Annotated in this window: 27 protein-coding genes and 1 pseudogene; 8 read left to right on the forward strand and 20 right to left on the reverse strand. The window is 68.7% G+C overall.

Annotated features, from left to right (window positions below; all coding sequences use genetic code 11):
* Nucleotides 1-106: 106 nt before the first annotated feature.
* The 19 genes and pseudogenes from nrdJ to ABT053_RS05745 all read right to left on the reverse strand — a co-directional run bounded on the left by nrdJ (nucleotide 107) and on the right by ABT053_RS05745 (nucleotide 15120).
* Entirely contained in the window at nucleotides 107-2164 is a 2058-nt protein-coding gene (gene nrdJ, locus ABT053_RS05655) for a ribonucleoside-triphosphate reductase, adenosylcobalamin-dependent (protein ID WP_350967692.1), read from the reverse strand.
* A gap of 3 nt (nucleotides 2165-2167) precedes the next feature.
* Nucleotides 2168-2818, reverse strand: a complete 651-nt coding sequence (locus ABT053_RS05660) for a hypothetical protein (protein WP_350967693.1) — start codon at nucleotides 2816-2818, stop codon at nucleotides 2168-2170.
* Between the two features lie 35 nt (nucleotides 2819-2853).
* Nucleotides 2854-3669: a metallophosphoesterase gene (locus ABT053_RS05665; protein ID WP_350967694.1), complete on the reverse strand. Its 816-nt coding sequence runs from the start codon at nucleotides 3667-3669 to the stop codon at nucleotides 2854-2856.
* Nucleotides 3670-3862: 193 nt separating this feature from the next.
* Entirely contained in the window at nucleotides 3863-4195 is a 333-nt protein-coding gene (locus ABT053_RS05670; protein WP_350967695.1) for a hypothetical protein, read from the reverse strand.
* On the reverse strand, nucleotides 4192-4335 hold the full coding sequence (locus tag ABT053_RS05675) for a hypothetical protein (RefSeq protein WP_350967696.1): 144 nt from the start codon (nucleotides 4333-4335) through the stop codon (nucleotides 4192-4194). Before ABT053_RS05675 ends, ABT053_RS05670 begins: the two co-directional genes overlap by 4 nt.
* Nucleotides 4335-4649 carry a hypothetical protein gene (locus ABT053_RS05680; RefSeq protein WP_350967697.1) on the reverse strand — a complete coding sequence of 105 codons (315 nt, stop codon included), beginning with the start codon at nucleotides 4647-4649 and terminating at the stop codon, nucleotides 4335-4337. The genes ABT053_RS05675 and ABT053_RS05680 overlap by 1 nt, the downstream gene beginning before the upstream one ends.
* Before the next feature lie 38 nt (nucleotides 4650-4687).
* Nucleotides 4688-5323: a toprim domain-containing protein gene (locus ABT053_RS05685; protein WP_350967698.1), complete on the reverse strand. Its 636-nt coding sequence runs from the start codon at nucleotides 5321-5323 to the stop codon at nucleotides 4688-4690.
* A 214-nt stretch (nucleotides 5324-5537) separates the two neighbouring features.
* A complete protein-coding gene (locus ABT053_RS05690; RefSeq protein ID WP_350967699.1) occupies nucleotides 5538-5663 on the reverse strand; it encodes a hypothetical protein in 126 nt (41 codons plus the stop codon).
* Nucleotides 5660-6091 carry an endonuclease VII domain-containing protein gene (locus ABT053_RS05695; RefSeq protein ID WP_350967700.1) on the reverse strand — a complete coding sequence of 144 codons (432 nt, stop codon included), beginning with the start codon at nucleotides 6089-6091 and terminating at the stop codon, nucleotides 5660-5662. The genes ABT053_RS05690 and ABT053_RS05695 overlap by 4 nt, the downstream gene beginning before the upstream one ends.
* A complete protein-coding gene (locus ABT053_RS05700) occupies nucleotides 6078-6887 on the reverse strand; it encodes an AAA family ATPase (protein ID WP_350967701.1) in 810 nt (269 codons plus the stop codon). The genes ABT053_RS05695 and ABT053_RS05700 overlap by 14 nt, the downstream gene beginning before the upstream one ends.
* Before the next feature lie 71 nt (nucleotides 6888-6958).
* Entirely contained in the window at nucleotides 6959-7741 is a 783-nt protein-coding gene (locus ABT053_RS05705) for a RecB family exonuclease (RefSeq protein ID WP_350967702.1), read from the reverse strand.
* A gap of 35 nt (nucleotides 7742-7776) precedes the next feature.
* Nucleotides 7777-8025, reverse strand: coding sequence for a hypothetical protein (locus tag ABT053_RS05710; RefSeq protein WP_350967703.1), 249 nt, complete (start codon nucleotides 8023-8025; stop codon nucleotides 7777-7779).
* An 85-nt stretch (nucleotides 8026-8110) separates the two neighbouring features.
* Nucleotides 8111-8530: a hypothetical protein gene (locus ABT053_RS05715; protein ID WP_350967704.1), complete on the reverse strand. Its 420-nt coding sequence runs from the start codon at nucleotides 8528-8530 to the stop codon at nucleotides 8111-8113.
* Between the two features lie 922 nt (nucleotides 8531-9452).
* Nucleotides 9453-10097 (reverse strand): annotated as a pseudogene (locus ABT053_RS05720) (catalase); the annotation flags it as partial.
* A gap of 296 nt (nucleotides 10098-10393) precedes the next feature.
* Entirely contained in the window at nucleotides 10394-10786 is a 393-nt protein-coding gene (locus ABT053_RS05725; protein ID WP_350967705.1) for a ChaB family protein, read from the reverse strand.
* Between the two features lie 59 nt (nucleotides 10787-10845).
* Nucleotides 10846-11862, reverse strand: a complete 1017-nt coding sequence (locus ABT053_RS05730) for a DNA topoisomerase IB (protein WP_350967706.1) — start codon at nucleotides 11860-11862, stop codon at nucleotides 10846-10848.
* A 125-nt stretch (nucleotides 11863-11987) separates the two neighbouring features.
* Entirely contained in the window at nucleotides 11988-13508 is a 1521-nt protein-coding gene (locus tag ABT053_RS05735; protein WP_350967707.1) for an FAD-dependent oxidoreductase, read from the reverse strand.
* A 1-nt stretch (nucleotide 13509) separates the two neighbouring features.
* Nucleotides 13510-14133 carry a PadR family transcriptional regulator gene (locus ABT053_RS05740; protein WP_350967708.1) on the reverse strand — a complete coding sequence of 208 codons (624 nt, stop codon included), beginning with the start codon at nucleotides 14131-14133 and terminating at the stop codon, nucleotides 13510-13512.
* 222 nt (nucleotides 14134-14355) lie between these two features.
* A complete protein-coding gene (locus ABT053_RS05745; RefSeq protein WP_350967709.1) occupies nucleotides 14356-15120 on the reverse strand; it encodes a hypothetical protein in 765 nt (254 codons plus the stop codon).
* 532 nt (nucleotides 15121-15652) lie between these two features.
* On the opposite strand from ABT053_RS05745, the gene ABT053_RS05750 reads away from it, so the two are divergent.
* The 5 genes from ABT053_RS05750 (at nucleotide 15653) to ABT053_RS05770 (ending at nucleotide 20288) form a co-directional block, all read left to right on the forward strand.
* Nucleotides 15653-16657: an AAA family ATPase gene (locus ABT053_RS05750; RefSeq protein ID WP_350967710.1), complete on the forward strand. Its 1005-nt coding sequence runs from the start codon at nucleotides 15653-15655 to the stop codon at nucleotides 16655-16657.
* A complete protein-coding gene (locus tag ABT053_RS05755; RefSeq protein WP_350967711.1) occupies nucleotides 16654-17634 on the forward strand; it encodes a DUF58 domain-containing protein in 981 nt (326 codons plus the stop codon). Before ABT053_RS05750 ends, ABT053_RS05755 begins: the two co-directional genes overlap by 4 nt.
* Nucleotides 17631-18578: a VWA domain-containing protein gene (locus ABT053_RS05760; RefSeq protein WP_350967712.1), complete on the forward strand. Its 948-nt coding sequence runs from the start codon at nucleotides 17631-17633 to the stop codon at nucleotides 18576-18578. The genes ABT053_RS05755 and ABT053_RS05760 overlap by 4 nt, the downstream gene beginning before the upstream one ends.
* Nucleotides 18579-18863: 285 nt before the next feature.
* Nucleotides 18864-19475, forward strand: a complete 612-nt coding sequence (locus tag ABT053_RS05765; RefSeq protein WP_350967713.1) for a class I SAM-dependent methyltransferase — start codon at nucleotides 18864-18866, stop codon at nucleotides 19473-19475.
* 255 nt (nucleotides 19476-19730) lie between these two features.
* The gene (locus ABT053_RS05770; RefSeq protein WP_350967714.1) at nucleotides 19731-20288 is read left to right on the forward strand and encodes a TrmH family RNA methyltransferase; all 558 of its coding nucleotides are present in this window, start codon (nucleotides 19731-19733) and stop codon (nucleotides 20286-20288) included.
* A 248-nt stretch (nucleotides 20289-20536) separates the two neighbouring features.
* Here the strand turns inward: ABT053_RS05770 and qcrB are convergent, their stop codons facing one another.
* Nucleotides 20537-22282 carry a cytochrome bc1 complex cytochrome b subunit gene (gene qcrB / locus ABT053_RS05775; RefSeq protein WP_350967715.1) on the reverse strand — a complete coding sequence of 582 codons (1746 nt, stop codon included), beginning with the start codon at nucleotides 22280-22282 and terminating at the stop codon, nucleotides 20537-20539.
* Nucleotides 22283-22765: 483 nt separating this feature from the next.
* Here qcrB and ABT053_RS05780 point away from each other — a divergent pair, with 483 nt between their 5' ends.
* The 3 genes from ABT053_RS05780 to ABT053_RS05790 all read left to right on the forward strand — a co-directional run bounded on the left by ABT053_RS05780 (nucleotide 22766) and on the right by ABT053_RS05790 (nucleotide 25499).
* Nucleotides 22766-23563 carry a glycerophosphodiester phosphodiesterase family protein gene (locus ABT053_RS05780; RefSeq protein WP_350967716.1) on the forward strand — a complete coding sequence of 266 codons (798 nt, stop codon included), beginning with the start codon at nucleotides 22766-22768 and terminating at the stop codon, nucleotides 23561-23563.
* Between the two features lie 87 nt (nucleotides 23564-23650).
* Nucleotides 23651-25006, forward strand: a complete 1356-nt coding sequence (locus ABT053_RS05785) for an MFS transporter (protein ID WP_350967717.1) — start codon at nucleotides 23651-23653, stop codon at nucleotides 25004-25006.
* Between the two features lie 148 nt (nucleotides 25007-25154).
* Entirely contained in the window at nucleotides 25155-25499 is a 345-nt protein-coding gene (locus ABT053_RS05790) for an RNA polymerase-binding protein RbpA (RefSeq protein ID WP_089205581.1), read from the forward strand.
* Nucleotides 25500-25775 lie beyond the last annotated feature (276 nt).

Genomic DNA, 25775 nt, shown 5'->3' on the forward strand with positions numbered 1-25775 from the left:
CGCCCCGGAAGAAGAGGCTTACTCCCTGGTGGCTAATGCTCGTAATATGGCTCAGCGCTGCGTTGATCATTAGCGGGACTGACTGGATCTCCAATTTATTTGGTTCCTAACGGATGGGGCATGCGCCGTTGGCGCACTCTTCGTCGATGCCGTCCTCGATGTTGACCAGGCCGGTGAAGGCCACCCAGTCGAGGTAGTCCTGCTCGGTGATCCGCTCGTAGGGGGCGAGGGCGTATCCCTGCTCAGGGAAGATCGTGAAGCCCTTGAGCTTGTTGGCGAAGTGCCAGATGGTGTCGGCCATGTCCTGCGGTGAGTACCGCTGGGGGTCGACGTTGGCGGTGAAGGACACTGCGTTGTCGGCGTACTCCGCCTGCACCAGCTCCTGGACGGACAGCAGCTGCTTCAGCGTCAGCTCATCGGCGGATTCCACAATGGAGGCGGGCCAGCCTGCGGCCTCCACCCGCTCCACGACGGACTCCTTGGAGGGGATCTCTACGACGACGGTGTTGGCCGCCATCGGGTCGTCCACGACGTTGTAGCCGAGCTGGATGTAGCGGTAGACCTGCTTGCGCTGGTCGGGGTCGAGGTTGGAGAAGCGGATTCGGCGGATGTAGTAGCGACTGAAGATGGGGTGGATGCCCTCGGTGGTGCCGGGGAGCTTGGCGATCGAGCCGGTGGGGGCGATGGTTGTGACCTTGACCGGCTCAGGGATGCGGAGGGCGAAAGCGTAGGCGCGGGCCTCGTCGCGCACGGCCTTCTTCAGCGTGCGCAGGATGTAGCGGACGTAGCTGACGTTGGGGGCGTCGCTGTAGCGAACGCCCATCAGGGCGAACGCCTCCTGGACTCCGAACAACCCCACTCCGATGCGCCTGTTCTTAGCCAGGATCGCCGCCTGGTTGGCGTCGTTGACGTCCCCGAAGGTGGCGCGGATGAGGAAGCGGGTCATCAGCCGGGCGGCCCTGGTCGCCCCGGCGAGGTCGAAGTCGGCGCCCGCATGGTCGGGGGCGAACGCCGCCAAATTCACATGGCCCAAGTTGCAGTTTTCGAACTCCTCCAAGGCGATCTCGCCGCAGGGGTTGGTCGCGAAGACCTCGCCGGTCTCGCCCACCTGGCTCAGGTCGCGGTTCCAGACGCCGGGCTCGCCGTTGGCGAGCATGCCCTTGGCGATCCGGTCGAGTACAGCCTGGGCGTGGGCCTTGTCCTCCTCGCCAGCCTCCCCCGAGATGGCGTCCACGAAGGCGTTGTCGATGACCACCGAGATGTTCGTGGTCCAGTGGCCGCCATTGGCCTTGGCGTCGATGAAGTTGAAGATCTGCTCGTCGTCCCACGGGAGCATCGCCATCCGGGCGCTGCGGCGGTTGCCTCCGGCCACGACGCACTGGGCGATGGCGTGGTCAATCTCCATGGCGTCCAGCGGTGTGACGGCTTGGCCCTTGCGGTGGTTGAGCACGGTGGAGACCTCGTGCAGCATCCGGGCCAGAGGTGCTGGCCCCGAGGCGGTGCCGCCGAAGGTCTTCAGTCGGCTGCCCGCGCAGCGGACGTTGGAGACGTCGAAGACGCGGTCGGTGTGCCGGGTGCCGGGCCGCATGTAGGCGTCGAGCAGGTCGGAAAGGGCGTCCGACCATCCCTCGCGGGAGTCATCGACGACCATGGGCCAGTCCCACTCGTGGGAGTAGTCCTCGCTCAGCAGGCCCGCGTCCTTCATGTCGGCGTAGTCGGCGTGGCCGGGGTCGCACACGACGTGGACGGTCAGGTCATGCTGCACTTCTCCGTAGGTGTCGAGGTAGGTCGAGGCGTAGTTGCTGCCGACTCCCCCGCCTTCCATGAGGCGCAAGAACGTGAACTCGAAGTGCTCGCTGAACCTGGGAGTCCAGCCCGAGGTGTGACAGTTGAACAGGTACTGACGCCCGCGGACTCCTGAGGCCCACAAGTGCCGGCCTGCCGGGAGGATGGCGAAGGACTCCATCAGCTTGGACAGCTCGACGCTCTCGCGGAAGTACTCATCGGTGTTCCACCCTCCGTGGGCGAGGACGAGGTCGAGGTTGCCGTGGACCACCCGGTCAACGGTCTCGGGCCAGGTCTCCTTGCTGCCGTCCGCCTTGGTGCGGCTGTAGGTGCGGGAGTACACCGCTTCGCCAGTCGGTCCGAAGGTGAAGTTGGTCAAGGGTTAGCCCTGCTTTCGAGTGGTGTAGTTGGAATCGGCGTTGGAGATGGTCCGCCGCCCGCCCGGCCCTTCGTGTGGGGTGTTCACCTTGTTCAGATGCCGGTTCAGCTCACGGGTGACCGCAGCCACGGCCCTGTCTACGCTCCAGCGGTCAGGCTCGGGCAGTCCCAGGTCTTCGGGGCCGTAGGCCGCAAGGATGTGGTCGTGGGCCTTGTCGGAGACTCGGTTGAGTGCCTCGCGGATGTCGGCGAGGTTGGCCCACAGGCCCTTGTGATGCACGGCGGTGCCGTGCTCGGTGTCCTTGCCAGGGGTCACCCAGGAGTCGGGGTTGTAGTAGTGCTCGCGCAGCAGCGCCCGGACCTCCATGGGCGTGTAGATCGCCTGTGCGCTGTTCATCTGGTAGGCGTAGCTCTGCTCGCCGCAGTACTTCGAGGCCCGCTGAGAGAGAAGTAGGTGGAGGACCTCGTACTCGGTCCGGCCGTGCTCGGAGGCCCGGTTGAGCTTGTTCTCGAAGGTCTTCCACTCCTCCAGGGCTCGGGCGGTGATCTCGGAGGAGACGTCCTCGGCTTCCATCGCGGGGTATCGCTGGGCGAACTTGCGTCCGACGTTGGTCGCCACCCTTAGGAGCAGGTCGGTGTGCTCGCTGCTGATCACGCTGCTACCAATCTCATGTATCTGGGCATGGGTCATCACGCGGCTTTGAACTTGCCGCTGGGGGTGCGCTTGAGGGAGCCGTAGCGTTCGGCTTCCACAACGAACGAGCCATCCGGCCACACGTCGACCGCGACGGGGGAGACGTCGTACTTGCCGACGTACAGCAGCCCGAAGCCGCTCTGCCAGTTGGCCACTCCCCCGGCCCCCAGGTACTGGGTCTTGCGGTGGTCCATCAAGTTCCCGACTTCGAAGCCCCACCGCCTGGTGGGCTTGCCTCCGATGTACTGGGCGGTGTGGCGGCGGACGCCGAGCCGGTGAGTATGGCCCATGACAATGTTGGCCCCGGCCTTGGTGGCGTGGTTGTAGGCGGAGGTCCCGGCGATCTGGGACATGCCCTTGATCTCGTGTCCGTGGACCAGCACCGTCTCCGGTCCCACCTTGAAGAACGGCTTGATGAGGTCCACACCAAAGCCGTTGAAGTCGAGCAGCTTGGAGAAGTGGAAGGTGTCGGCGAACTCCGCGAGAGCGGGCGCCGTCTGCTCCAGGTACACCCTCGGGCGCTCATCATGGTTTCCTTCGAGGACGCCCACCGGGCCGCTGTAGACGGCGCGCAGTGGCTCGAAGAAGTGCTTCTTGCCGTACTCGCTGTGCTGGATGACCTGCTGCTGGAACTCGTGGCGGGTGCCTCGGGACCACCTGCTCGGCGTCGGGTAGTCCATGAGGTCACCGATCTGGTGCACCGCGTCGGGCTGGTAGTCGCCGATGAAGCTGATGACGTTCTTCATGGCGCGGCGATCTTCGAAAGGCATCTGCGTGTCGCTGATGATCACGATGCGCTTGGTTAGTCCCACAAGCCCTCCCGAGCCAGTTGATCGACGTTGTTGCAGTACATCCACGTCCAGACGCCCGTGGACTTGTCCCAGATGTGTTCGGCGGTGAGCTTGGCTGCGGTGTGGAATGAGCACCCCGGCTCGCACCACAGGCCGTTTTGCTGGCGCCTTCTGTGTCGGCGCAGCGCCGCGTAGCGCGCTCGCGTCTGGAGACTCACTCGTCGTCCTCGTCGTCCTCGTCGTCGCCTGCGGCGAGGATCTCCCGCTCCTCCTCGGTGAGCTTGTCCTCATCCCAGATGAAGCCGACGTTCAGCCAGAGGTCGTAGCTGTTGGGCAGTTCCTCGTCCTTGAAGACCATGAACCGGCCGCCCTGGACCTCGTCGCGGCCGGTGGAAAGCGCATCGCCGATGAGGCGGGCGAGCATGCCTTCGATGGTCTTGGCGCTGGGCAGGATCAGGCCCTCGTCGGTGTGGTAGCACCAGCCCTTGGCCTGAAACAGCCCGGACAGTTCGGTGGGATCGAGTTCCCATTCGCCGGACAGGTTCATCTGTTGCCCCTTCGCTCTGCGTGCATGAGGACGAGGCCGGCGAGTTTGACCGCCTCGTCGTGGTTGAAGCCGTTCACGGTCAGCTCGACGTAGGCGGTCCAGACGTCCTCGGCCGCTTGCTCGATGTGCTCGGGCGCCATCACGGTCCCGTGGGGCGGTAGGAGTGGGCGCCCGTCGTGGGCGCAGCCGGAGCTGGCGGGGCGAGGGCTGTGGTGCCGGGGAAGGCGAGGTCGAGTGCGGCCTTGAGGCGGGTGAGCTTGTAGCGGAGCATCACGTTGTAGGCGATCCCGTCTTCAACCTCCTCCAGGGCGTACTGGACGATCTCCTGGAGGCTCTGGCGCTCGAACTGCTGGTTGGCGCCTTCCTCGTACTGGGCTCGGCCGACGCTCAGGATGCGGTCCTGGACCGCGACGACGGCCGCCATGATTTCGTTCGCGAGTTCTTCGCTGGTCATGAGCTACCAATCTCTTGTTTGAGTGGAAAAAAAAGGGGTCAGGCTCCGAGCTTGGCTCGCAGCCCATCTCTGCCATGGGCAGCGAAGTAAGAAGTAACGTCGCCCCCGGTCATCGGGATGGGGCGGACGTTGTCCAGGCCCTCTGCAATCTTGGCCACCAGCTCGCGGCCGGGCTCGTCGTCATCGTGCAGGGCGTACACGGAGTCGAACTGGACCAGGAGCCTCTTCCAGATGGGCTCCCAGGACTTCGCGCCGGGGATGCCGACGACGGGCAGGCCGCACTGCTTGGCGATGATGCGATCGAACTCGCCTTCGGTCACGCAGATGTTGCGGGTGCCCAGTTGCAGTGCCTCGGTGCCGTACAGGCGGGGGATGTCACCAGCGAGCGAGCGGTACTTGGGTCCGTCGCCGTCGCCGAGCCGCCGAAAGCGGATCGCTACGCACTCGCCGTCAGGCGTGAGGTAGGGGATGGCCAGGTGGCCTCTGACGTGCTCGTGTCCGGGCTCAGGAGAACGGACGACGCCTAGCCGGTGGCTTGCGATGGACTCCTCGCTCAGCAGCCGCTCCGGGCCCGTCAGGTAGGCCAAAGCCTCGTCGTCGAGCTGGTCGTGATACGCCCTGGAGGTCAGCTCCATAAACCTCCTGGAGGATGCGCTGGGGACTATCGCCTTCATCTAGCTGGACCCTCCGTAGCAGGGTGTAGGCGTTGCCCTTGGCGGGGCAGGCTTGGCAGTTGAACGCCTCGTAGCGGACGCTGGCGGAGGCTTGGGAGTCATCGTGGAAAGGGGCAGCGCATCGAGCGCCATTTCCCTCCTTGCTCCACGTGGGGGACGTTCGCGCCGAAGTGCTGGAGCAGTGGGGTGATGGGAAGGTCCATGGCTACCAAACTCATGTATCGGTGCGTGCGAAAAGGGCCTTGCCCAAAGCGAGCATCATCGCGAGGTTGGCGGGCTTCGGCTCGCGCGGCGCCGGGCGGTTGAGGTTCTTGGGCGGGGTGGAGGTGTAGTGCTTCATCGTTTTCTCCTTCGGCGGGTGTTGGTGTTGGCTTCCTCGCTGGCGTAGCGCTCCCCAAGGACCCGAAGGGCTGGGGGGTTCTCCAGGTACTCAGCAGCGGCCCGCAGAACCTCGGGCCTGTCTCGGGCTGCGGTGAGCAGCCGTCCGTTGCACATCCGGCACGCGAGTCCGCGCACCAGGCCGGTCTTGTGGTCGTGGTCGACGCTCAGGCGTTGCTTGCGAGCGCCCAGGCAGATGGCGCAGACGCCGCCTTGGGCGGAGAAGAGGGTGTCGTACTCCCCCGGCAGCAGGCCGTAGGTCTTGCCGACGCGTGCCCGGTGGGTGGCGTCGCTTCTCGACCTCTTCTGGCACGACAGGCAGATCCGGCCGCGAGGTCCGGAGTAGAAGCGTTCGTCGCGGTTGCGCTCGCATCGCTCACAGCGCTTCATAGAAGTCCCGCTTGAAGTCGTCCCAGACCTCGTCGGGCAGCATGCCTGCCACCTGTTCCTCCATGTCGGTTATGAGCATCCGGTCTAGGTCCGCCTCCAGCTCGACCATCAGGTCTCCGGAGGCTGAGGCCATGCCTGAGCGGTTCTTCAAGACGTACACGCCCATCGCCCGGCCTTGCGGGGTGTAGGTGTCGGTGTAGGCCAGACCGATGATGAGGGTCTGGAGCTTGCTGATTTTGCCTCGGACGTCCTTGAGCTTGAGCGGCTGGTCTCCGGACTCGGCATCGCCGACGACATGGTGAAGAACGACCACCGCGGCCTCGGTCTTGCGCGCCAGATCCGCGAGGAAGCTCATAGTGGATTCCAGGCTCGTGAAGCCCTCTCCGCCGTCCTCGTCGAAGACGTTGGCGAGGTTGTCCAGCACGATCAGCTCAGGCCACTTGCCGTACATGTAGGCGTAGGCGGTGACCTCGGCTTCGATGTGGCTCAAGCTCGGCGCGGCGTCGAAGTCGAACCAGATCCTGGTGAACTCCCGCAGCGCCGTGTCGTACTTCTCCCCCTTGCCGGCCTTGTAGGCGGCCTCGATGTCTTGGACGCGTTCGCCGGTGATGATCGCTGCTGCGCGGATGGCCTGGGTGACCTCGTCGCTGTCGGCGCTCATGTAGATGCCCCGGCAGCCCGAGCGAATCGCGAGGTTCAGCGTGAGGGCGCTCTTGCCCACTCCTGGCGCCGCGACCACCATGGCGACTTGCGAGCGGCGGACGTGGACGCCGATGGCTTCGAGGGACTTCCACACCGTGGGGATGGGTGCGCCTGCGTCCTTGGCTTTTCGCTTGGCGTGAGAAAGAAGAAGGATCTCCTCACCTCCTATTTCAGGGCTGGGCAGTGGGGTGCGACGCCGCAGGTGCGGCAGGCGTCACCGGGGTTGGGGAGGTACAGGCCCTGCCGCTCGATCTCGACCTGGCGAACGAACCACTTCTCGATCCACTCGTTGTCCAGGGTGGTGAGGTCGATCGCGCGGGTGGGGTGGCCGTCGCGGGTCATGAAGAAGTCGCCCCAGCTCACGTCGATGCCGAGGATCTCTTGCATGGCTTTTCGGTAGACGACGAGCTGGAAGGGCACGGCCGGGACCTTGGAGCCGCTCTTGATGTCGCGGATGATCAGCTCGCCGGTGATGGTGTCTTGCATGATGATGTCGATGTAGCCCCGGACGTTGACGCCCTGGAACTCGATCTCGAAGCCGACTTCGGCGGCCACTGAGCCGTCCGGCATGAGGTAGGGCTGGAGGTTGGTGTCTTCGAGGTTGTAGGTGATGTAGTTGGCGACCTGTTCGAAGCCGCCGTCGTAGCGGTCACGCAGGTCGGTGGAGACCTTCTTGCGGCCCCCCACAAGCCACCTGTCGCGGTCGGGCTCCACCGCGTCGGCCTTGGCAATCTCGGCCGTCCACGTGCGCTTGAAGACCTCTTGGGCCTCAGGGATGGACATGGTCCGGCCGGAGAGTTCCCAGCGGTTGGCGGCCTCGTGGATGGCGGTTCCCTGGGCGAGCCATCCGGCCGGGAGGGAGGGCAGGCGCATCACGCGTTCCAGCTCGAAGGCCGTTCCGCAGCGGGCGATGCTCGTGATCCGGGAGACGGACGTTCGGCGACTCACTTGATCGCTCCCACACTCTTGTTTGAGATCATGGGTCAGGCAACCTCCTTCCAGAAGTTGATGCAGATGCCGTCCGGGTAGCTGAACGCGTCGCGCATCAGGGCGTCCTGCGGCAGGAGCAGGAGTGCGGCGATGATGTCGGCGACCGTGTTGAAGGCTTCGCGCTCGGCAGTGATCTCGTAGTACGTCCCCTGCTCGCCTCTGGAGAGGTCCACCGAGAGACCGGGCAGGGACAGGATGGGCTCGGGGGTGTCGAGGTCATTGAGGTTGTCGGGTCCGAGCATAGTGTTACCAATCTTATGTTCGTGAGGATAAAAAAAGCGGCCCCAGTGAGATGGGGCCGCTATTCCCGCACGCGAGGGGGGAAGTCTATTGATTGAGAGCACGGTCTACGTCGTCGAGGACCATCTTGATGTGCCAGCTGGCCTCGTCGGCGGGCTTCTCGAAGAAGCCGGTCTCCTCGTTGTAGTCGATGTCCAGGTGGGCATCGTGTAAACGGGTGGCCCAGCGGAGCGCGGAGTTCATTTTCGCAAGGGGGACTGGCTGTCCTTGTGCGACCCGGCTCAGTTGGCGCAGGGAGGTGGTGGGGCCGGACTGGTTGTGCTCCTTGGCCATCTTCCAGGGAATGAACTTGTCGTGCCGGAGATTCCTCCGCTGTAGGCCGATCCGCTCGACGGCTTGCTGTACACCACCGACCGAAACGCCGAAATGCTGGGCAATCTCGCTGTAGTTCGTCCCGGACTCGACCATTCGCCTGAGTTCCAGAGGATCAATCTGCCTGTTTGCCATTTCGATTCCTTAGTAGGTCGCTTATACCAATGGGCTACCTCTCTTCGGGGGACTACGAATGCGTGTAGTAGTGGTAGAAGTGGGCACATACGGTTTCAACTCGTATGTTTAACATGGTGGTATCGGTCCCTGTTATTGGATTATGTGAAATTCTATTGAATTGTTGGTGTTTCGACGGTGATCCGAACGTACGGTCATGAGGCCGTACGCTCAATTACTATCGAATCCACATAGTCAGGTTCCAACCCAGAGCCAGTACTGCCCGCATAAGCAGGCCCACGGTTTTCGGTTTAGATTCACAGAACCTTTGTGGTCATGCAATGACTGGGGCGCGGCCATGACAGCCGTCTTTGCATCTTTCCACCTCACGAGATTTCAGCGGTTCGCCTTACGAGCTTAGCTACTGATCCCGGACCGTTCTTCTGGCGACGGTGCCCACGTTAATGCTGTCAATTCGTGCCGAGTGCGTATCCGCTCTACTTTCCGGCCTTGCGGGCTGGTCGGTGGCGGTGCGTATTTTGAAGCTACCAGACTCTTGTCTGGCTGTCAATCTCGGGCGGTTCCGGGCTGTTTTACCAGCTCCCGGCGCCGCCTTCTCTTAAAAGCTACCAGACTCATGTTCGCCTGACAACCCCCGCCACCTGGAGATCTTCACTTACCGATCTTGTAGACCCGGCTTCGCGTTGCCCCTCTTGGCGACAAACCAGAAGCTACCAGACTTATGGATCGCTGCCAATCTCATGTAAACGATCACTGAGAGTTGGGGATCTCCATGGGCAGCCATGGGCACGAGGGTCCGTTGCGACCCCTCTATGGGCACTTTGCGCAGCCCCTGAGACTTGTCACGACCGTTGCACAGAGTGACGTCTTCCCAGGTCAAGGTATGTTTGACGCAAAGAACGATCTACCCTTAGGATGATGCGGTAGTAACGCCGAATCCCTGCATGTGCCGGTAGTCGGCGGGGATGCCGCGCGGGCTGAACAGGTTGACGATCATGTGCATGCTCTCCGGCGTCTGCGACATGAAGTCGAAGATCCGGCCGGGCTCCTGCCTGAACGTCACCGGGTCCGGCTTGAGCGAGTGGATCACGTCGGGGAACTTGATGGCGTCCCTGATGAAGAAGACCGCCAGATTGTTGCCGACGAGGTCCCAGTTGCCGTCCTCGGTGTAGAACTTCACCGCGAACCCGCGCGGGTCGCGGGCGGCCTCCGAGGAGTCCCTGCCGCCGATCACCGTGGAGAACCGCACGGCCACGTCGGTCCGCTTCCCGGCCTCCTGGAAGAGCTTCGCCCGCGTGTAGCGGCCGATCGGCTCGTCACCCAGCTTGCCGTAGGCCTCGAAGTGGCCGTAGCTGGTCACCCCCCGGGCGTGGACCACCCGCTCGGGGATGCGTTCGCGGTCGAAGTGGCTGATCTTCTCCAGGAACTGGTAGTTCTCCAGCGTGGCCGGACCCCTCGCGCCGACCGTGCGCTGGTTCTGGTTGTCGTAGACCTGGTGCCCCTGACGGTTGGTCAGGACCGGACGGTCATCGCCCGGCTGGGGTCCCATGCTCGACACATCCGTCATGGCGACGCTTCCTTCCCTGCTGCGGTCGCTTCCGGCGCACCGATCCACACATCGGCACACGAGCCTCCTTATCCGACATAAGCCGCTTTATAGCGATAAGGAAGGGAATCTACGCAAAAGGGACAGCAATTTAAACGCGGCGATACCTCACCCGAGAGCGGACAGCCGCCCCCGGGCGAGCCACCCGTTACTCGGGACCTCGGCGAGCCCGCGCCCTGGGTGGGGCTCGTTCGTCGGCCGAGCCCCCACCCGGGCCTCAGAGGAGCCTCAGGAGCTCCAGCGGACCTCAGCGGGCCTCAGCGGGCCTTCGCCGTGGCCCGCCGGTTCGCCTTCCCGATGGCCTCGACCAGCTCCTCCTTCGACATCGTGGACCGCCCCTTGACGTCCAGGCGCCTGGCCACGTCGTACAGGTGCCGCTTGGAGGCGTTGGCGTCCACCCCCTCGGCGCTCCTGCCGCCCCTGAGCCCGCCCCGGGCGGCGCGGTCGTCGGACGGCCCCTTGTGACCCTTCGGCTCCCAGTGGTCGCCGACCTTCTCGAAGGAGTGCTTCAGCGCGGCGAACGCCGTGCGGTGCGCCCGCTCCCCCTCCCCGTAGGTCTCCACCGCGGAGTCGTGAGCCTTGATCCACGTCTCCTGCGCCTTCTTCGGCGAACGCCGCAGGGTGGTCGGGATCTCCTCGCGTGCCGGCATGGCGTGATCACCTCTCCTCTTCGCAGGTCACAACCTCGACCGCGGACATTCCCACCCCGTCACCGATCATGCCCCCGGCTCCCGCCCAGCAGGGAGATGACGGCCCGTTCCACGGTGCCGTGCGTGGCCGGCTGCCCGAACCCTGTGTCGGCGCCCAGCCGGTCGAGCGCCCGCGCGACGGTCCTGCCCCTGTCGTACGCGTCGATGACGCGCGGGTCGATGTAGGAGGCGCGCGCGACGGCCGGGGTGTTGCCCAGGTAGCCAGCCACCTCGGCGACCACCCGGGTGACCGCCCTCCTCCTGCCGGTCCTGGACCGGGCCCGGGAGGAGACGGCCAGTCCCACGGCGGCCAGGACCGTCGCGTGCCAGGTCCTGAAGTCCTTGGCGGACGCCTCGGTCTCGAGCGTCTCGCGCAGGTAGGCGTTGATGTCGTCGCTGCGCACGTCCACCCAGCCGGAACCGTTCCGGTAGCGCAGCAGCTCCCCCTCGTCCGCGGCGTCGTGCAGCGCGGTGATCACCTTGCACACGTCCGCGTCGACGATCTCCAGCTCCCTGGGCTTGCCCCCCTTGGCCGGGTAGGAGCAGGTGACGCGCCCCGCCGAGCAGGTGACGTGCTCCATCCGGAGCGTGGCCAGCCCGAAGGACTCGTACGACTCCCCGCCCACCCGGAAGAACCCGATGTCGAGCATCCGCGCCGCGGTGGCCAGCACCCGCTCGCGCGTCAGCCCGCGCTGTCCCAGGTGCTCGGCCACCCGCTCCCTGAACATCGGCAGCCGCTCGGCCATGCGCCGTACCCGGTCGAACTTCGCCCGGTCCTGCTCCACGCGCCAGACGTCGTGGTAGCGGTACTGGCGGCGTCCCGCGGCGTCGGTGCCGGTCGCCTGGATGTGCCCGTCCCCCGACCGGCAGATCCACACGTCGGTCCACGCGGGCGGCAGGGCCAGCGCCCTGATCCGTTTGAGGACACGGCGGTCGCGCACCTGCGTGCCGCCGGAGTAGTGATAGCTGAATCCCCTGCCCCTGCGCCGTCGCAGGATGCCGGGCTCGGCGGGGTCGCTCTGCCGGAGTTCGCTCACGACCGGCCGTCTACCCCGCGAGACCCCTCTCATGAGGGCGGCGGCCAAATGCCCGGGGAGAGAGGACGGAGAACACGACGCGCCCGCCTCACGGGATGGGGTGAGGATCCCGGGATCGGCCGCGTTCAGGGACGCGCCGCGGTCTCCCCGGCCGGTGCCGTCTCCCCCGGCGCGTCGCCGGTCCACAGGCGGCCGAAGCTCATCCGCTTGACCGGCGGCAGGGCGGCGCACAGGCGGAACCAGGACATCGCGCCGCGCCGGACGAGAGGACTACCGGAGATCATGAACTCCGCGAACCTCGCGGAGGTGCGGACGGCGCCGAAGCCGTACCCGCGCATCCGGGTCTCGTAGTCGCCGATGGCCCCCGTCAGGGTGCCCCGGCCCCGCTGGAACGCCGTCAGCCTGCTCGCCAGCAGGACGGCGTCGCGCAGCGCCGTGTTGGCGCCGAAGCCCATCGCGGGCGTCATGCTGTGGATGGCGTCCCCGAGCAGCGTCACCGGCGTCGCGGGCCACCGGCCGACGGGGACGGAGGTCTTGAACGGCATCAGCTGGACACTGGCCGGGTCGGCCTCGGCGACCAGGCGGCGCAGGGCGGGGTGCCAGCCGGAGGTCATCGTCCCGGCCAGCTCCTTGAGCCCGTCGCCGTCGAGGTCCGCGGCCCCGGCCGGATAGGTCCCGCGGGGGGCGACGAAGGCCCACAGCACGTAGTCCTGGAGATCGTCGGCCAGGGACCTCAGGTCGAGCCCGAAGGCGGCGAGGCCGGTCCCCGGGTCGGCGGGGTCCCCTTCCCGTGTAGCGCGGCCGGTCCCTCCGGCGGCGGACCGAGTCTCGCGGGCGGGATCAGCTCCGGCGGACCCGGTCTCACAGGCGGGATCGGCCCCGGCGGCGGACCCGGTCTCGCGGGCGGGATCGGGCCCCGTCCTCCGGGCGAGGAGGCTCTCCGCCCTGCGCCTGCCGTTGAAGGCCGCGGTGAACATGGCGCTCCCGCTCGGCGGCAGGATGAGGTTGAGCCCGTCGGCGAGGTTTCCGGGCAGCCACCCGCGGACCCGGTCGTCCAGCGGCAGCCGGGCGCCGATCGCGAGCGCGCCGGTGTCGGCGCGGCGGGCCCGCGGCAGATACTGGCCGCGTACGCGAGAGTTGGCGCCGTCCGCGCCGACCAGCACGTCCCCGGTGGCCGAGGTGCCGTCGGCGAAGAAGGCGACGATCCTGCCGTCCGGCCTCACCTCGTAACGCTGGAAAGTCCTGCCGTGGTGGACGACGCCCTCCAGCCCGGCCAGCAGGAGCCTGCGCAGGGTGGTGCGGCTGACCGCGTACTGGCCGTCCGAGGGGTCGGCGGCCCCGCCGGTCATCACGCTCTCCTCCACGAACACGAGCTCCCGCAGCCGATGGGTGTGGAAGCCGAAGCCGGGGCCGGGGTGGCCGGAGGTGGCGAGGAACGCCTCCCACAGCGGGCCCGGCAGGCACCGGTGCAACGCCCGGCTGCCGACCTGGTTCAGGTGGATGCGGTAGCCCCGCACCCAGTCGGCGGCGTCGTGCTCGCGCTCGTAGACCTGGACGTTCGCCCCGGAGGGCAGGAGCGCCTGGGCCAGCGCCAGGCCTCCTATACCGCCTCCGACGACGAGGACGTCGAGTGGTTTCGCGGGCATGTCAGGCTCCTTCGCCTTCGTCGCCTTTGCCGTCGCCCTCGTGGCCTTCGGCGTCGCCTGAGGGTTTCCCGGGAGGTCCTCCGGGGGCGCCGAGGAGCCGGGGCAGTTCCCCGAGCAGCGTCTCGTGCCAGGTGATCTCCGCCCGCAGGCGGACGAGGGTGTGGTCGAAGCCGAGCGGTTCGAGGCCGCGGAGGTGGGGGGTGGCCACCTCTCTCAGCCGCTGCCAGGTCTGGAGCTCGGCGGTGAGCTTGCGGTGCCGGTCCTCGATGACGGCCCGCAGCTCTCCCTCGCCCATGTCGGAGCTGAGCTGGAGGGCGAGGTCCACCGGATCAGGCCGCAGGCGGGTGTCGCGCAGGGCCGCCTCGCGCAGCGACTCCAGCTCCAGCCCGCCGTCCTCGGTGATCGCGTAGACGGTCCGCGCCGGGAGGTTGCCCTGCTGCTCGGTGCGCACCGTCTCGATCACCCCTTCGGCCTCCATCCGGTGCAGCGCCCCGTACAGGGACCCGACCTTGATGTCGGTCCACAGCTCGGTCCGGTCCGTCTGCGCGCTCTGCCGGATCTGGTGACCGTGCATCGGCCCCCGGCGGGCCAGCGCCCCCAGGATGAACAGTCGTGTACTACTCATGCGACTACTCAAACACGAGTAGGTGGATCTAGTCAAACAGGAGTACTCGTAAACGAGTAGCCGGGCAGGAAAAATCCACGGAATCGCTTGTCATCGCTTCATTCGGACACCCGGCAGGCTCACTTCGAGCCCGCCGGGCCGGCCTACCTCGGGCCGGTCGGGACGGCGCCCTCGGACGCGACTCTCAGACGGGGCCCTCGAACGGAGCCCTCGGACGGGGCTCTAGATGGGCTCGCCCTCGTTCTCGTCGCCCTCCTCGGGGCCGGGCGTGCCGGTCCCGCTCTGGCTCGGCGACGGCGACGGGGTGGGCTGGCCGGGCTCGGGGGTCGCCGGGACCGGCGGCGGGGTCGGCACGAACACGGTGGGCGGCAACGGCTTCGGCAACGGCTCGAAGTCGTCCTCCTTGCGCAGCAGGAACCAGACCATCGCCGCCAGCAGCACGAGCAGCACGGTCAGCACGACCCCGGCGATGATCACGGACCTGCGGGTCTCGGTCGGCGGCGGCGCGCCCTTGGGCGGCGCGGGCAGCGCGGGCGAACGGTCGCCCACCCAGTGCGGCGCGAAGTCGGGGCCGTGCTGCTCGCCGATCAGCATGCCACTGACCAGCACCGGCTCCAGGAACCGCTCCGCCCCGGCCCTGTCGGGCTCGTACGGCGTGGCAACCCACGGGGCGCTCCCGCCGTCCATCGCCAGCACCTGCGGGACCGTGTCGGCCACGGCGGTGCGCGCGCGTGTCGCCCACGCCATCCAGCCCCGCACGCCGGTACGGCTCGCCGTCGCGTCGCGGACCCCGGTGACGAAGCGGTCGCGGGCCGCCGGGTCGAGCGCCGCCCCCTTGGTCAGCACCGCGACCGAGACGGCCCGGCCGTCGGGCGCCAGCCCGAGGTAGACCAGCCCGGCGGGTCCCACGCGCAGGCGGGCCTGCACGAGGAAGGGGCCCAGCTGGGGCGGGTCACCGTACTGGAGTGGAGTGGCCACGTCTGACATGAAAGCACACCCCGCCGATCACACCGCGCCCTGCGGGCGCCCGGGGACCGGCCTCACGGGTGAGCCGGGGACCGGCCCCGCGAATACACGGGGGCTGCCCCGCGAGCACGACCGGAGTGGCCCCGCGAGCACCGGGAACACCCTGTGGGTAACCGGGGTACACGATGGACACCTCTCGGGCACGTCACGGACGTCACGGACGTCACGGACGTCACGGACGTCACGGACGTCACGGACGTCACGGACGTCACGGACGTCACGGACACGCGGGCGGGCGCCCCGCGAACGCGCGGGAAGCCCCCGGGGGACGCGGCAGGCATGTCACGCACATCACGGACGGCACGGACATGCGGCGGGCACGCGGGCGGGCGCCCCGCGAACACGCGGGAACCCCCCGGGGACGCCCCGCGGGCACGCGGCAGGCATGTCACGTCCACGCGGCGGGCACGCGGCGGGCACGCGGCGGGCACTGTCAGGAAATACGGAGCGGGCCCGTCGTGCGAGCCGCCTTTTCATTTGATGGAATACCGACATGACCGTCGCCGAAGAACTGCCGAGCGAGACCGACACCGGATTGCTGCGCGACGCCCTGGCCGAGGTCCGGCGGGTCATCGTCGGGCAGGAGCACATGGTGGAGCGGTTGCTCGTGGCGCTCCTGGCCAGGGGCCACTGCCTGCTGGAGGGGGTGCCGGGGGTGGCCAAGACCCTGGCGGCCTCGACCCTGGCTACGGTGGTCGGCGGCGAGTTCGCCCGCATCCAGTTCACCCCGGACCTGGTCCCGAGCGACATCGTGGGGACCCGGGTGTACCACCCCTCCCGCGAGGCCTTCGACGTCGAGCTCGGCCCGGTGTTCGTCAACTTCCTGCTCGCCGACGAGATCAACAGGGCCCCGGCCAAGGTGCAGTCGGCGCTGCTGGAGGTCATGGCCGAGCGGCAGGTGACCCTGGCCGGGGAGACCCACCCGCTGCCGAGGCCGTTCATCGTGCTGGCCACCCAGAACCCGATCGAGTCAGAGGGCGTCTACCCCCTGCCCGAGGTCCAGCGCGACCGGTTCCTGTTCAAGGTCCGCGTCACCCATCCCAGCGCCCACGAGGAGCTGGAGATCCTGCACCGGATGAGCGTGACCCCGCCGACCCCCAGGCCGGTGCTCGACCCCGCGCGGCTGGCCGCGCTGCAGGCCATGGCCGACCAGGTCTCGGTCCACCAGCTCGTCGCCGACTACGTGGTCAGGCTCGTGATGGCCACCCGCTCCCCCGCCGAGTACGGCCTGGCCGAGCTACAGGAGAACATCGAGATCGGCGTGAGCCCCCGGGCCACCCTCGGCCTGGTCGCGGCGGGACGCGGCCTGGCGCTGCTGCGCGGCCGCGACTACCTGCTCCCCGACGACGTGCGCGACGTGGCGGTGGACGTGATGTCCCACCGGCTGATGCTCACCTTCGACGCGATCGCCGACGGGATCGACCCCGAGGACGTGGTCCGCCAGATCCTCGCCGCCGTGCCGCCGCCGCTGGTCGTCTGGAACCAGGGCCCCCGGTGACCGGCCTCGAAGGCACCGGCGATCCTGACCTGAGTACGGCCGAGCAGGCGTTGCGGCGACTGGAGCTCACGATCGTCCGGCGCCTGGACGGGCTGCTGCAGGGCGCGTACCAGGGGCTGCTTCCCGGTCCCGGGAGCGAGTTCGGCGACAGCCGGGTCTACGTGCCCGGCGAGGACGACATCCGGCGGATGGACTGGTCGGTGACCGCCCGCACGACCGTCCCGCACGTGCGCGACCTGATCGCCGACCGGGAGCTGGAGACCTGGGCCCTCGCGGACCTGTCGCCCAGCATGGACTTCGGCACCGCCGGCATGGAGAAGCGCGACCTGGTCGTGGCCGCCGTCGGCGCGATCGGCTTCCTGTCGGGCCGGATCGGCAACCGCTTCGGCACCTACGTCCTGCACGACGAGTACGTCCACCGGATGCCCGCCAGGAACGGCCGCCCGGCGCTGTACGGCCTGCTGCACTCGCTGATGGACGCCCCCAGGGGCCGCGCCGTCGCCGGTGCCCCCGACCTGGCCGAGGCGATCGAGATCCTCGCCTCGGCGCGCCGGCGGCGCGGCCTGCGGGTGATCGTCTCCGACTTCCTCGACCCCGAGCCCACCCTCGATCCCGGCCTGGAGCTGCCTTGGGAGCGGCCGATCCGCAGGCTGGCCGCCCACCACCAGGTGCTGGCCGTCGAGGTGATCGACCCCCGCGAGCTGGAGCTGCCGCCGGTGGGGCTGGTCAGCATGACCGACCCGGAGACGGGGCGGAGCCGCGAGATCCAGCTCACGCCCAGGGTCCGCCTGGCGTACGCGGAGGCCGCCGCCGCGCAGCGGATGACCAACCAGGTGGCGTTGCGCCGCTGCGGGGTGGCCCACCTGGTGTTGCGCACCGATCGCGACTGGGTGTTCGACATCGCCCAGTTCGTACTGCGGCAGCGCCGCATGGCACACCTGACCCATCGGCCCCCGAGGTCGGGAGCGACACGGTGACCTTCCTCTCTCCGGTCTGGCTGTGGCTGTTCGCCGCGCTGGCGCTGCTCGTGGCGGGCTACGTGGCCGCCCAGTTCGCCCGGCGCCGCTACGCGCTGCGCTTCACCAACCTGCCCCTGCTGACGCTGGTGGCCCCCGCCGGGCCCGGCTGGCGGCGGCACGTGGCCCCGGCGCTGTTCCTCGTCATGATGAGCCTGCTGATCGTGGGCGCGGCCCGTCCCGCCGACTCGGTGCGCATCCCCCGCGACCGGGCGACGATCATCATCGCGCTGGACGTCTCGCTCTCGATGGAGGCCGACGACGTCCAGCCCAACCGGATCACCGCGGCGAAGGAGGCCGCCCAGAAGTTCGTCACGGACCTGCCGGAACGGTTCAACGTCGGGCTGGTCGCCTTCGCCCGTTCCGCCTCGGTCGTGGTCTCGCCCACCACCGACCACCAGGCGGTCGGCACCTCCCTCGGCACCCTCGGCACCCGGGCGGGCACCGCGATCGGCGAGGCGGTGTTCAGCTCCCTGGAGTCGCTGCGCTCCTTCGACCAGCAGGCGGTGACCGACCCGCCCCCGGCCGCGATCGTGCTGCTGTCCGACGGCGACAACACCTCGGGACGTTCGGTGGCCGAGGCGATCGACGCGGCCAAGAACGTGCGGGTCCCGGTCTCCACGATCGCCTACGGCACCCAGGAGGGAACGGTCTCGATCGACGGCCGCGACGTGAACGTACCGGTGAACAAGGCCACCCTGCAGACCCTGTCGGAGGGTACGGGCGGCCGGGCCTACGAGGCGGAGTCGGGCAGTGAGCTGAAGCAGGTGTACGAGCAGATCGGCACCTCCCTGGGCTACCGGACGGTCAACCAGGAGATCACCCAGTGGTTCGTGGTGGCGGCGATCCTGACCGGGCTGGTGACCGCCGGGGCGGCCCTGCTGCTGGGCTCGCGGATCCCCTGACCTTCCCTCGCGGCCTTCCGGGCCTTTCCGCAGGCTCACCTCACGGGGGCTCATGGAGGCTCATGGGGTCTCAGCGGCTCCGCAGGCCAGGTCCCGGCCAGGGTCACACCGGAGTCGCCGCCGGGGGTGCCGGGGGTGCCGGGGGTAGGGCCGAGGGCGCGGCCGGGGTCACGACCGGTGGCAGGGTCACGGCCGGGGGGGCAGGCTCACGGCTGGGGGGGCAGGGGCGCGGCCGGGATCACGGCCGCCCTGAGCCGGTCCCGGCCGTTGGTAACGTTCTACGACGTGGCACATTACTTCGAGGAGCGCCCGGAGACCGCGGGCCGTCCCGGCTCGGTCACGCTCGTGCTCCCCGACCTCCATCTGAAACTGGAGACCGACAGCGGGGTGTTCTCCGCCGAGCGCGTCGACCAGGGCACCCGGATCCTGCTGGAGAGCGTCCCCCCTCCGCCTCGGGGCGGCGACCTGCTCGACCTGGGCTGCGGCTACGGGCCGATCGCGCTCACGATGGCCTCGCGCGCCCCGGAGGCGACGGTCTGGGCGGTGGACGTCAACCGCAGGTCGGTCGAGCTGTGCGCGAGAAACGCCAGGGCCGCCTCCCTTGACAAAGTAAGGTCGATGCATGTCGACGAGGTCCCGCCGGAGGTGCGGTTCTCGGCCATCTGGTCCAATCCGGCGATCCGCATCGGCAAGGCCGCGATGCACGAGATGCTGACCCGCTGGCTGTCGCGCCTCACCCCGGACGGCGTCGCCCACCTGGTGGTCCAGAAGCACCTTGGCTCCGACTCCCTGCAACGCTGGCTGAACGAGCGCGGCTGGCCCGCCGAGCGCGTGGCCTCCCGCTCCTCGTACCGGATCCTCCGGGTGGCGGCGCGCCCGGAGGCGGAGCCGCGGTGAGCGCCCGCTCCCCCGCGAGCCGCGCACCGGCACGGCTGGGGCGGGCACGAGCGGGCCGACAGGGCGGGCGTGGACGAACAGCGCGACCGGGGGCGCGGTGGGTGGACGAACGGGCGGGCACGACCGGGGGTGCGGTGGCGGGCGAGGCGCGGCCCACCGGGAACCGGGCGAGACACGCGACGCGCACGACGCACGAACGAGGAACGACGATGCACGCGGCACGAACGAGGAACGACGAGGAACGGTGAACGACCGATGACGGCGAACCCGCGCAGGCAGCTGCGCCCGACCGATGTCAAGCGCCTCAACCGCACCTGGCGCAGGAACACCGAGGGGCGGCTGGCCCTGATCCTGGAGTCGGTGACCGGCCCGTTCAACATCGGTTCCATCTTCCGCACGGCCGCCGCCTTCGGCGTGGAGCGGATCTGGCTGGCGGGCAACGCCACCCCGCCGACCAACCCCAAGGCGCAGAAGACCGCGCTGGGCACCGACAGGCTGGTGGCCTGGGAGGAGCCGGTCCCCGTCCTGGAGGCCGTACGGGCCGCCAAGGAGGACGGGTTCGCGGTGGTCGCGGTGGAGCTGACCGGGGACGCCGTGCCGCTGTCCGAGGCCAAGCTGGGCGGGGACGTGTGCCTGGTGGTGGGCAGCGAGGACCACGGGTGCTCCCCCGCGCTGCTGGAGGCCGCCGACGGCGTCTGCTACATCCCGCAGGTCGGCCGGGTCGGCTCGTTCAACGTCGCGGTGGCGGCGGCGATCGCGGTGGCCGAGGCCCGCCGCCAGGAGTGGTCGGGCAAGGTGCCGCCCGAGGAGTGACGGCCGGTGAGGGTCGGTCGGTGAGGGTCGGTCGGTGAGGGTCGGTTGGTGAGGGTCGGCCGGTGAGGGCCGGTCGGTGAAGGCCGATCGGTCAGGGCCGATCGGTCAGGGCTGGTCGGTCAGGGCTGGTCGGTCAGGGCTGGTCGATGACGACCCGCCGGGAGGGCCGGTCGGTGACGACCGGCCGAGGAATGAGCGGGCGGTGAGGACCCGGGGAGTCACAGCCGGGGCCAGACGGCCGCTGCCGGTCACGGCGGCCTGTTCTCGTCCGTCCCCGGCCCGACGGCCGCGCGCCCGGCACTGTCAGCCCCCTCGCGCCCGTCGCGTCCGTCGCGTCCGTCATGGCCGTTGTGCTCGCCACCGCCCGCGCGTCCACGGTGGTCGCCGTGGCCGTTGTGGTCGCCGGGCTCCCGGTCTCCGTCGAGCGGGACCTTGTCCCCGCCGTACGCCCTGCTCATCATGGCGCGGAGCCTGCGGATCGGGTGGTGCTTCCCGTCGTGCTCTGGGACGCCGTCCCCGTCGCCGTCCCCGGCCGTCCCCGCGATGATCGGGACCGGCTCCTTGCCCCGCACCTGGGCCTCGATGGACTCCATGGGCGGGACGTGGACCTCGATGTACTCCCCGGTGGGCCGGCGCTTGATCACGCCGGTCTCCACGCCGTGACCGAGCGCGTCGGCGTCGCGGCGCTGCAGGCCCAGGCAGATCCGGTAGGCGACGAAGTACGCCAGGGCCGGGCCGAGGAAGACCATGCCCCGGCCGATGTGGATGATCTGGTTGATCGAGAGACGGAAGAACGCGGCGATCACGTCGGTGGCGGCCATCAGCCACAGGATGCCGTAGAACGCGACCGCCGACACGCCGATCGCGGTGCGGTGCGGGTTGTTGCGGGGACGGTCCGAGAGGTTGTGCTCGCGCCGGTCCCCGGTGATCCACTGTTCGGCGAACGGGTACAGGACCAGGCCCAGCAGGATGAGCCCCAGCGGGGCCAGAGCGGGGACGATCACGCTCATCGGCAGCGTGAAGCCCAGGAAGTTGATCTCCCAGGAGGGCATCAGGCGCAGCGAGCCGTCCAGGAACGCCAGGTAGAAGTCGGGTTGGGAGGCCGCCGAGATGTCGGAGGGCTTGTACGGGCCGTACAGCCAGACGGGGTTGATCTGGGCGAAGGTGCCCAGCAGCGCGACGATCCCGAAGGTGAACATGAAGTAGGCGCCCGACTTGGCCATGAAGGACGGGTAGGTGGGCGCGCCCACCACGTTGTCGTTGGTGCGGCCCTTGCCCGGCATCTGCGTGTGCTTCAGCACCCACGTCAGGATCAGGTGGGCAGTGATGAGCGCGAGCAGGATGCCCGGGAGGAGCAGGATGTGTATCGAGTAGAAACGCCCGATGACCTCGTCGCCGGGATACTCGCCGCCGATGAGGAAGAAGGTGAGCCAGGTGCCGACCACCGGCAGCGACTGCGCCACCCCGGCGGTGATCCGCAGACCGGCGCCGGAGAGCAGGTCGTCGAGCAGGGAGTAGCCGGTCAGCCCCTCGAACAGGGCGAGGGCCAGCAGGGCGACGCCGATCAGCCAGTTCAGCTCGCGGGGCTTGCGGTAGGCGCCGTTGAAGAACACCCGGAGCATGTGGACCATCATGCCGCCGATGAACATCAGGGCGGCCCAGTGGTGCATCTGCCGCATCAGCAGGCCGCCGCGCACGTCGAAGCTGAGGTCCAGCGAGGAGGCGTACGCCTCGGACATCATGACGCCCTTGAGCGGCGCGTAGGAGCCGTTGTAGGCGATCTCCTCCATGCCGGGCTTGAAGAAGAACGTCAGGAACGTGCCGGTCAGCAGCAGGATGACGAACGAGTAGAGGGGGATCTCGCCCAGCAGGAACGTCCAGTGGTCGGGAAAGATCTTCCGCATGTTCCGCTTGAGGAACCCCGCCGCGCCGAGGCGGTCGTCGGTGAACCCGCTCACGCTCGCCAGGCGTCCGGACGTGCTTCCCTTGCTCATGCGCGGCCCCCGTTCTCACGGACCTCCGCCTCGGCGTCGCCGCGCCCCCGGAGACCGGAAATCAGGCGGAACGGCGAGGTCCGCCGTGGATAACCAGGTATTTCTCATCATCCACGGCGATGGGCAGGTTCATTCACGGCGACGGGCAGGTCAGGGCAAAGCCCTGCCCAGGGTCCGGCCGCACCGGGACCGTCGCCGTACCGGGACCGTCGCCCTACCGGAGCCGTCACCGCGCCGGGACCGTCGCCGTACGGAAGCCGTCACCGCGCCGAGGCCGTCGCCGTACAGAGGTCATCACCACGCCAGGGCCGTCGCCATGCCACGGCCGTCGCCGTACGAAGGCCATCACCGTGCCGGGACCGTCACCGCGTCAGGGCCGTCGCCGTGCCAGGGCCGTCAGCGTGTCCCGTTCCGCGCCTTGTGATCCAAACGTTCACCTGCCCGCGATGACGCGTCCGGCCCGCAGGGGGCATACTCCTGCACGTGCGACGCCGTTACCCCTTCCTCGACCATCCCGGCCCGCTGCCCTTCGCCCACCGGGGTGGAGCCGCCGAGGGCAGGGAGAACACCTTCGCCGCCTTCGAGCGGGCCGTCGCGCTCGGTTACACCTACCTGGAGACCGACGCGCACGCCACCGCCGACGGGGTGCTGCTCGCCTTCCACGACCACACCCTGGACCGGGTGACCGACCGCAGGGGCCGGATCGCCGAACTGCCGTACCGTACGGTGCGCGAGGCGCGGATCGGCGGCGTGGACGAGATCCCGCTGATGGAGGACCTGCTGGGCTCGTGGCCCGAGGCGCGCTTCAACATCGACGTCAAGGAGTCTGCGGCCATCGCGCCGCTCGCCAGGGCGATCGGCCGGACCGCCGCCCACGACCGGATCTGCCTCACCTCCTTCTCCGAGGAACGGCTCGCCAGGGCCCGCGCCGCGATCGGCCGCGAGGTGTGCTCCTCGCTGGGCCCGCGCGGCGTGGCGACCCTGCGCGCCGCCGCCACCACCTCCGGGTACGGCCGCCTGCTCGCCCGCCTGGCCCGCGCCGGGGTGCCGTGCGCGCAGGTGCCGGTGGGCTTCCGCGGCCTGCGGATCACCACGCCCGCCCTGATCCGCACGGCGCACGCGCTCGGCATGCAGATCCACGTGTGGACCGTCAACCACACCGGGGTGATGGAACGCCTGCTCGACCTCGGCGTGGACGGCCTGATGACCGACAACATCTCGGGGCTGCGCGAGGTGCTGGAGGCCCGTGGCCAGTGGTACCCGGGCCGTCTCGCCGCGTAGAGACCACCCGGGCGCGCCTCTCCTCTTCCCCTCTCTTCCCCGACCCCCGCCCCCATCCCCCGCCTCCCGACAGACCGAGGACCGCTCATGACCTCCGAACAGGCCGTCGAGGACTCCCCCCAGTCCCGGCTCCGCGAGCAACGCGGCTGGTACTTCTACGACTGGGCGAACTCCGCCTTCCCGACCACCATCCTGACGGTCTTCCTCGGCCCGTACCTGACGACGATCGCGGAGACCGCCGCCCAGGGGCGCCCGTACGTGGACGTGATCGGGTTCGACGTGCGGCCCAGCGCCTACTACTCCTTCGTGGTGGGCTTCGCGGCCATCCTGCAGATCATCCTGATGCCCATGGTGGGCGCGCTGGCCGACCACACCGGCCGCAAGAAGGAGCTGCTCGGCCTCTTCGCCTACATCGGGGCGGGCGCGACCGTCTGCTTCTGGTTCGTCGCCGACGGGCGCTATCTGCTGGGCGGCGCGCTCTTCCTGGTGTCCAGCGTCGCCTTCGCCGCCGCGTTCGTGATCTACAACTCGTTCCTGCCGGAGATCTCCACGGCGGACGAGCGTGACAAGGTCTCCGCCAGGGGGTGGGGTTTCGGCTATCTCGGCGGCGGCCTGCTGCTCGCCGTCCACCTGGCGCTCTTCCTCGGCCACGACGGCCTGGGCATCACCGAGGGCGACGCCGTGCGCATCGCCCTGTCGTCCGCGGGCCTGTGGTGGGGCGGGTTCACGATCATCCCGCTGCTGCGGCTGCGCAACCGGCGGGCGCTCCCCTCGGGCGCGGAGAGCGCGAGCCAGGCCGTGACGGGCAGCTTCCGCCAGCTGGGCCGCACGATCAGGGAGCTGCGGCGCTATCCGCTGACCCTGGGCTTCCTGGTCGCCTATCTCATCTACAACGACGGCGTGCAGACCGTCATCTCCTTCTCGGCCACCTACGCCGACAAGGAGCTCGGGCTGGACCAGACCGTACGGATCGCGGCGATCCTGATGGTGCAGTTCGTGGCCTTCTTCGGGGCGCTGCTGCTCGGCCGGCTCGCCTCCTCGTACGGGGCCAAGCGGGTCGTGATGGTCGCGCTGATCGCCTGGATCGCGGTGGTGGCCGTGGCGTACTTCCTGCCCAAGGGCGCGGCCCTGCCCTTCTTCGCGCTGGGGTTCGCCATCGCGATCGTGATGGGCGGGACGCAGGCCCTGTCGCGGTCGCTGTTCTCCCACGTGATCCCGAAGGGCAAGGAGGCGGAGTACTACAGCCTGTACGAGATCAGCGACAAGGGATCGACGTTCCTCGGCTCGTTCACCCTCGGCCTGGCGCTCCAGATGACCGACAGCTATCGCCTGGGAATCATCTCTTTGGTGATCTTCTTCGTGCTCGGTTTCGTGCTGCTCGCCCTCATCGACCTGCCCAAGGCCATCAGAGCGGCCGGGAACCGGGTGCCGGAACGCCTCTGAGAACGCCCCGAAAAAGGGGCCCTTCGCAGACCGGGTCAAGAACGTGCGATTGGATCACCCTGTCTGTGGGAATCCACACACGGTATCAAGCGTTGTACGCCGTGGGAGACAAACCCCTCACGACGGGGCCCTCAGGAGGCATTCAGACATGGGCGAGCGTGCGCTACGCGGCACCAGACTCGGGGCGACCAGCTACGAGAACGACCGCAACACCGATCTGGCCCCGCGCCAGGAGGTGTCCTACACCTGCCCGAAGGGTCATCGATTCGACGTTCCGCTTGCCGCTGAAGCCGAGATCCCGGCGACCTGGGAGTGCCGCATGTGCGGCGCGACCGCCCTCCGGGTGGACGGCGAGCTGCCGGAGGCAAAGAAGGCCAAGCCCCCACGGACGCACTGGGACATGCTGCTGGAGCGCCGCACGATCGAGGACCTGGAGGAGGTGCTCAACGAGCGCCTGGCGATTCTACGCGCCCAGCGCCGCAAGAGCGCCTGACCGATTCGGAGAGTTCGGACAGTCGGAGACCCTCGGCCCCCACCAGGGCCGGGGGTCTTCCGTTCCCCGCTCCCGAGGCACCACTTCCGAGACCTCCCCGCTCCCGGGGCACCGCTCCCGAGGCGCCGCTTCGGAGATCCTCTTCCCGGAGCCTCCCTCCCCCCGGGATCTCCACCTTCCGGGGCCCCGTTTTCCAGGGCCCCATTTCCAGGGCCCCCTGAGATTCCAGGACCTTCCCCTCCGGAACCTCCTCGTTCGGGCTCCTCCATGCCCCCG

The sequence above is a fragment of the Streptosporangium sp. NPDC002524 genome (assembly GCF_040295985.1).
GTDB lineage: Bacteria > Actinomycetota > Actinomycetes > Streptosporangiales > Streptosporangiaceae > Streptosporangium.

Excerpts from the sequence above, each read along its gene's own strand:
- ABT053_RS05670 (WP_350967695.1), bottom strand. The coding sequence starts at position 4,195 with ATGAACCTGTCCGGCGAATGGGAACTCGATCCCACCGAACTGTCCGGG.
- ABT053_RS05675 (WP_350967696.1), bottom strand. The coding sequence starts at position 4,335 with ATGGCGCCCGAGCACATCGAGCAAGCGGCCGAGGACGTCTGGACCGCC.
- ABT053_RS05680 (WP_350967697.1), bottom strand. The coding sequence starts at position 4,649 with ATGACCAGCGAAGAACTCGCGAACGAAATCATGGCGGCCGTCGTCGCG.
- ABT053_RS05685 (WP_350967698.1), bottom strand. The coding sequence starts at position 5,323 with ATGAAGGCGATAGTCCCCAGCGCATCCTCCAGGAGGTTTATGGAGCTG.
- ABT053_RS05690 (WP_350967699.1), bottom strand. The coding sequence starts at position 5,663 with ATGAAGCACTACACCTCCACCCCGCCCAAGAACCTCAACCGCCCGGCG.
- ABT053_RS05695 (WP_350967700.1), bottom strand. The coding sequence starts at position 6,091 with ATGAAGCGCTGTGAGCGATGCGAGCGCAACCGCGACGAACGCTTCTAC.
- ABT053_RS05710 (WP_350967703.1), bottom strand. The coding sequence starts at position 8,025 with ATGCTCGGACCCGACAACCTCAATGACCTCGACACCCCCGAGCCCATC.
- ABT053_RS05715 (WP_350967704.1), bottom strand. The coding sequence starts at position 8,530 with ATGGCAAACAGGCAGATTGATCCTCTGGAACTCAGGCGAATGGTCGAG.
- ABT053_RS05725 (WP_350967705.1), bottom strand. The coding sequence starts at position 10,786 with ATGCCGGCACGCGAGGAGATCCCGACCACCCTGCGGCGTTCGCCGAAG.
- ABT053_RS05735 (WP_350967707.1), bottom strand. The coding sequence starts at position 13,508 with ATGCCCGCGAAACCACTCGACGTCCTCGTCGTCGGAGGCGGTATAGGA.
- ABT053_RS05740 (WP_350967708.1), bottom strand. The coding sequence starts at position 14,133 with ATGAGTAGTACACGACTGTTCATCCTGGGGGCGCTGGCCCGCCGGGGG.
- ABT053_RS05745 (WP_350967709.1), bottom strand. The coding sequence starts at position 15,120 with ATGTCAGACGTGGCCACTCCACTCCAGTACGGTGACCCGCCCCAGCTG.
- ABT053_RS05750 (WP_350967710.1), top strand. The coding sequence starts at position 15,653 with ATGACCGTCGCCGAAGAACTGCCGAGCGAGACCGACACCGGATTGCTG.
- ABT053_RS05770 (WP_350967714.1), top strand. The coding sequence starts at position 19,731 with ATGACGGCGAACCCGCGCAGGCAGCTGCGCCCGACCGATGTCAAGCGC.
- qcrB (WP_350967715.1), bottom strand. The coding sequence starts at position 22,282 with ATGAGCAAGGGAAGCACGTCCGGACGCCTGGCGAGCGTGAGCGGGTTC.
- ABT053_RS05785 (WP_350967717.1), top strand. The coding sequence starts at position 23,651 with ATGACCTCCGAACAGGCCGTCGAGGACTCCCCCCAGTCCCGGCTCCGC.
- ABT053_RS05790 (WP_089205581.1), top strand. The coding sequence starts at position 25,155 with ATGGGCGAGCGTGCGCTACGCGGCACCAGACTCGGGGCGACCAGCTAC.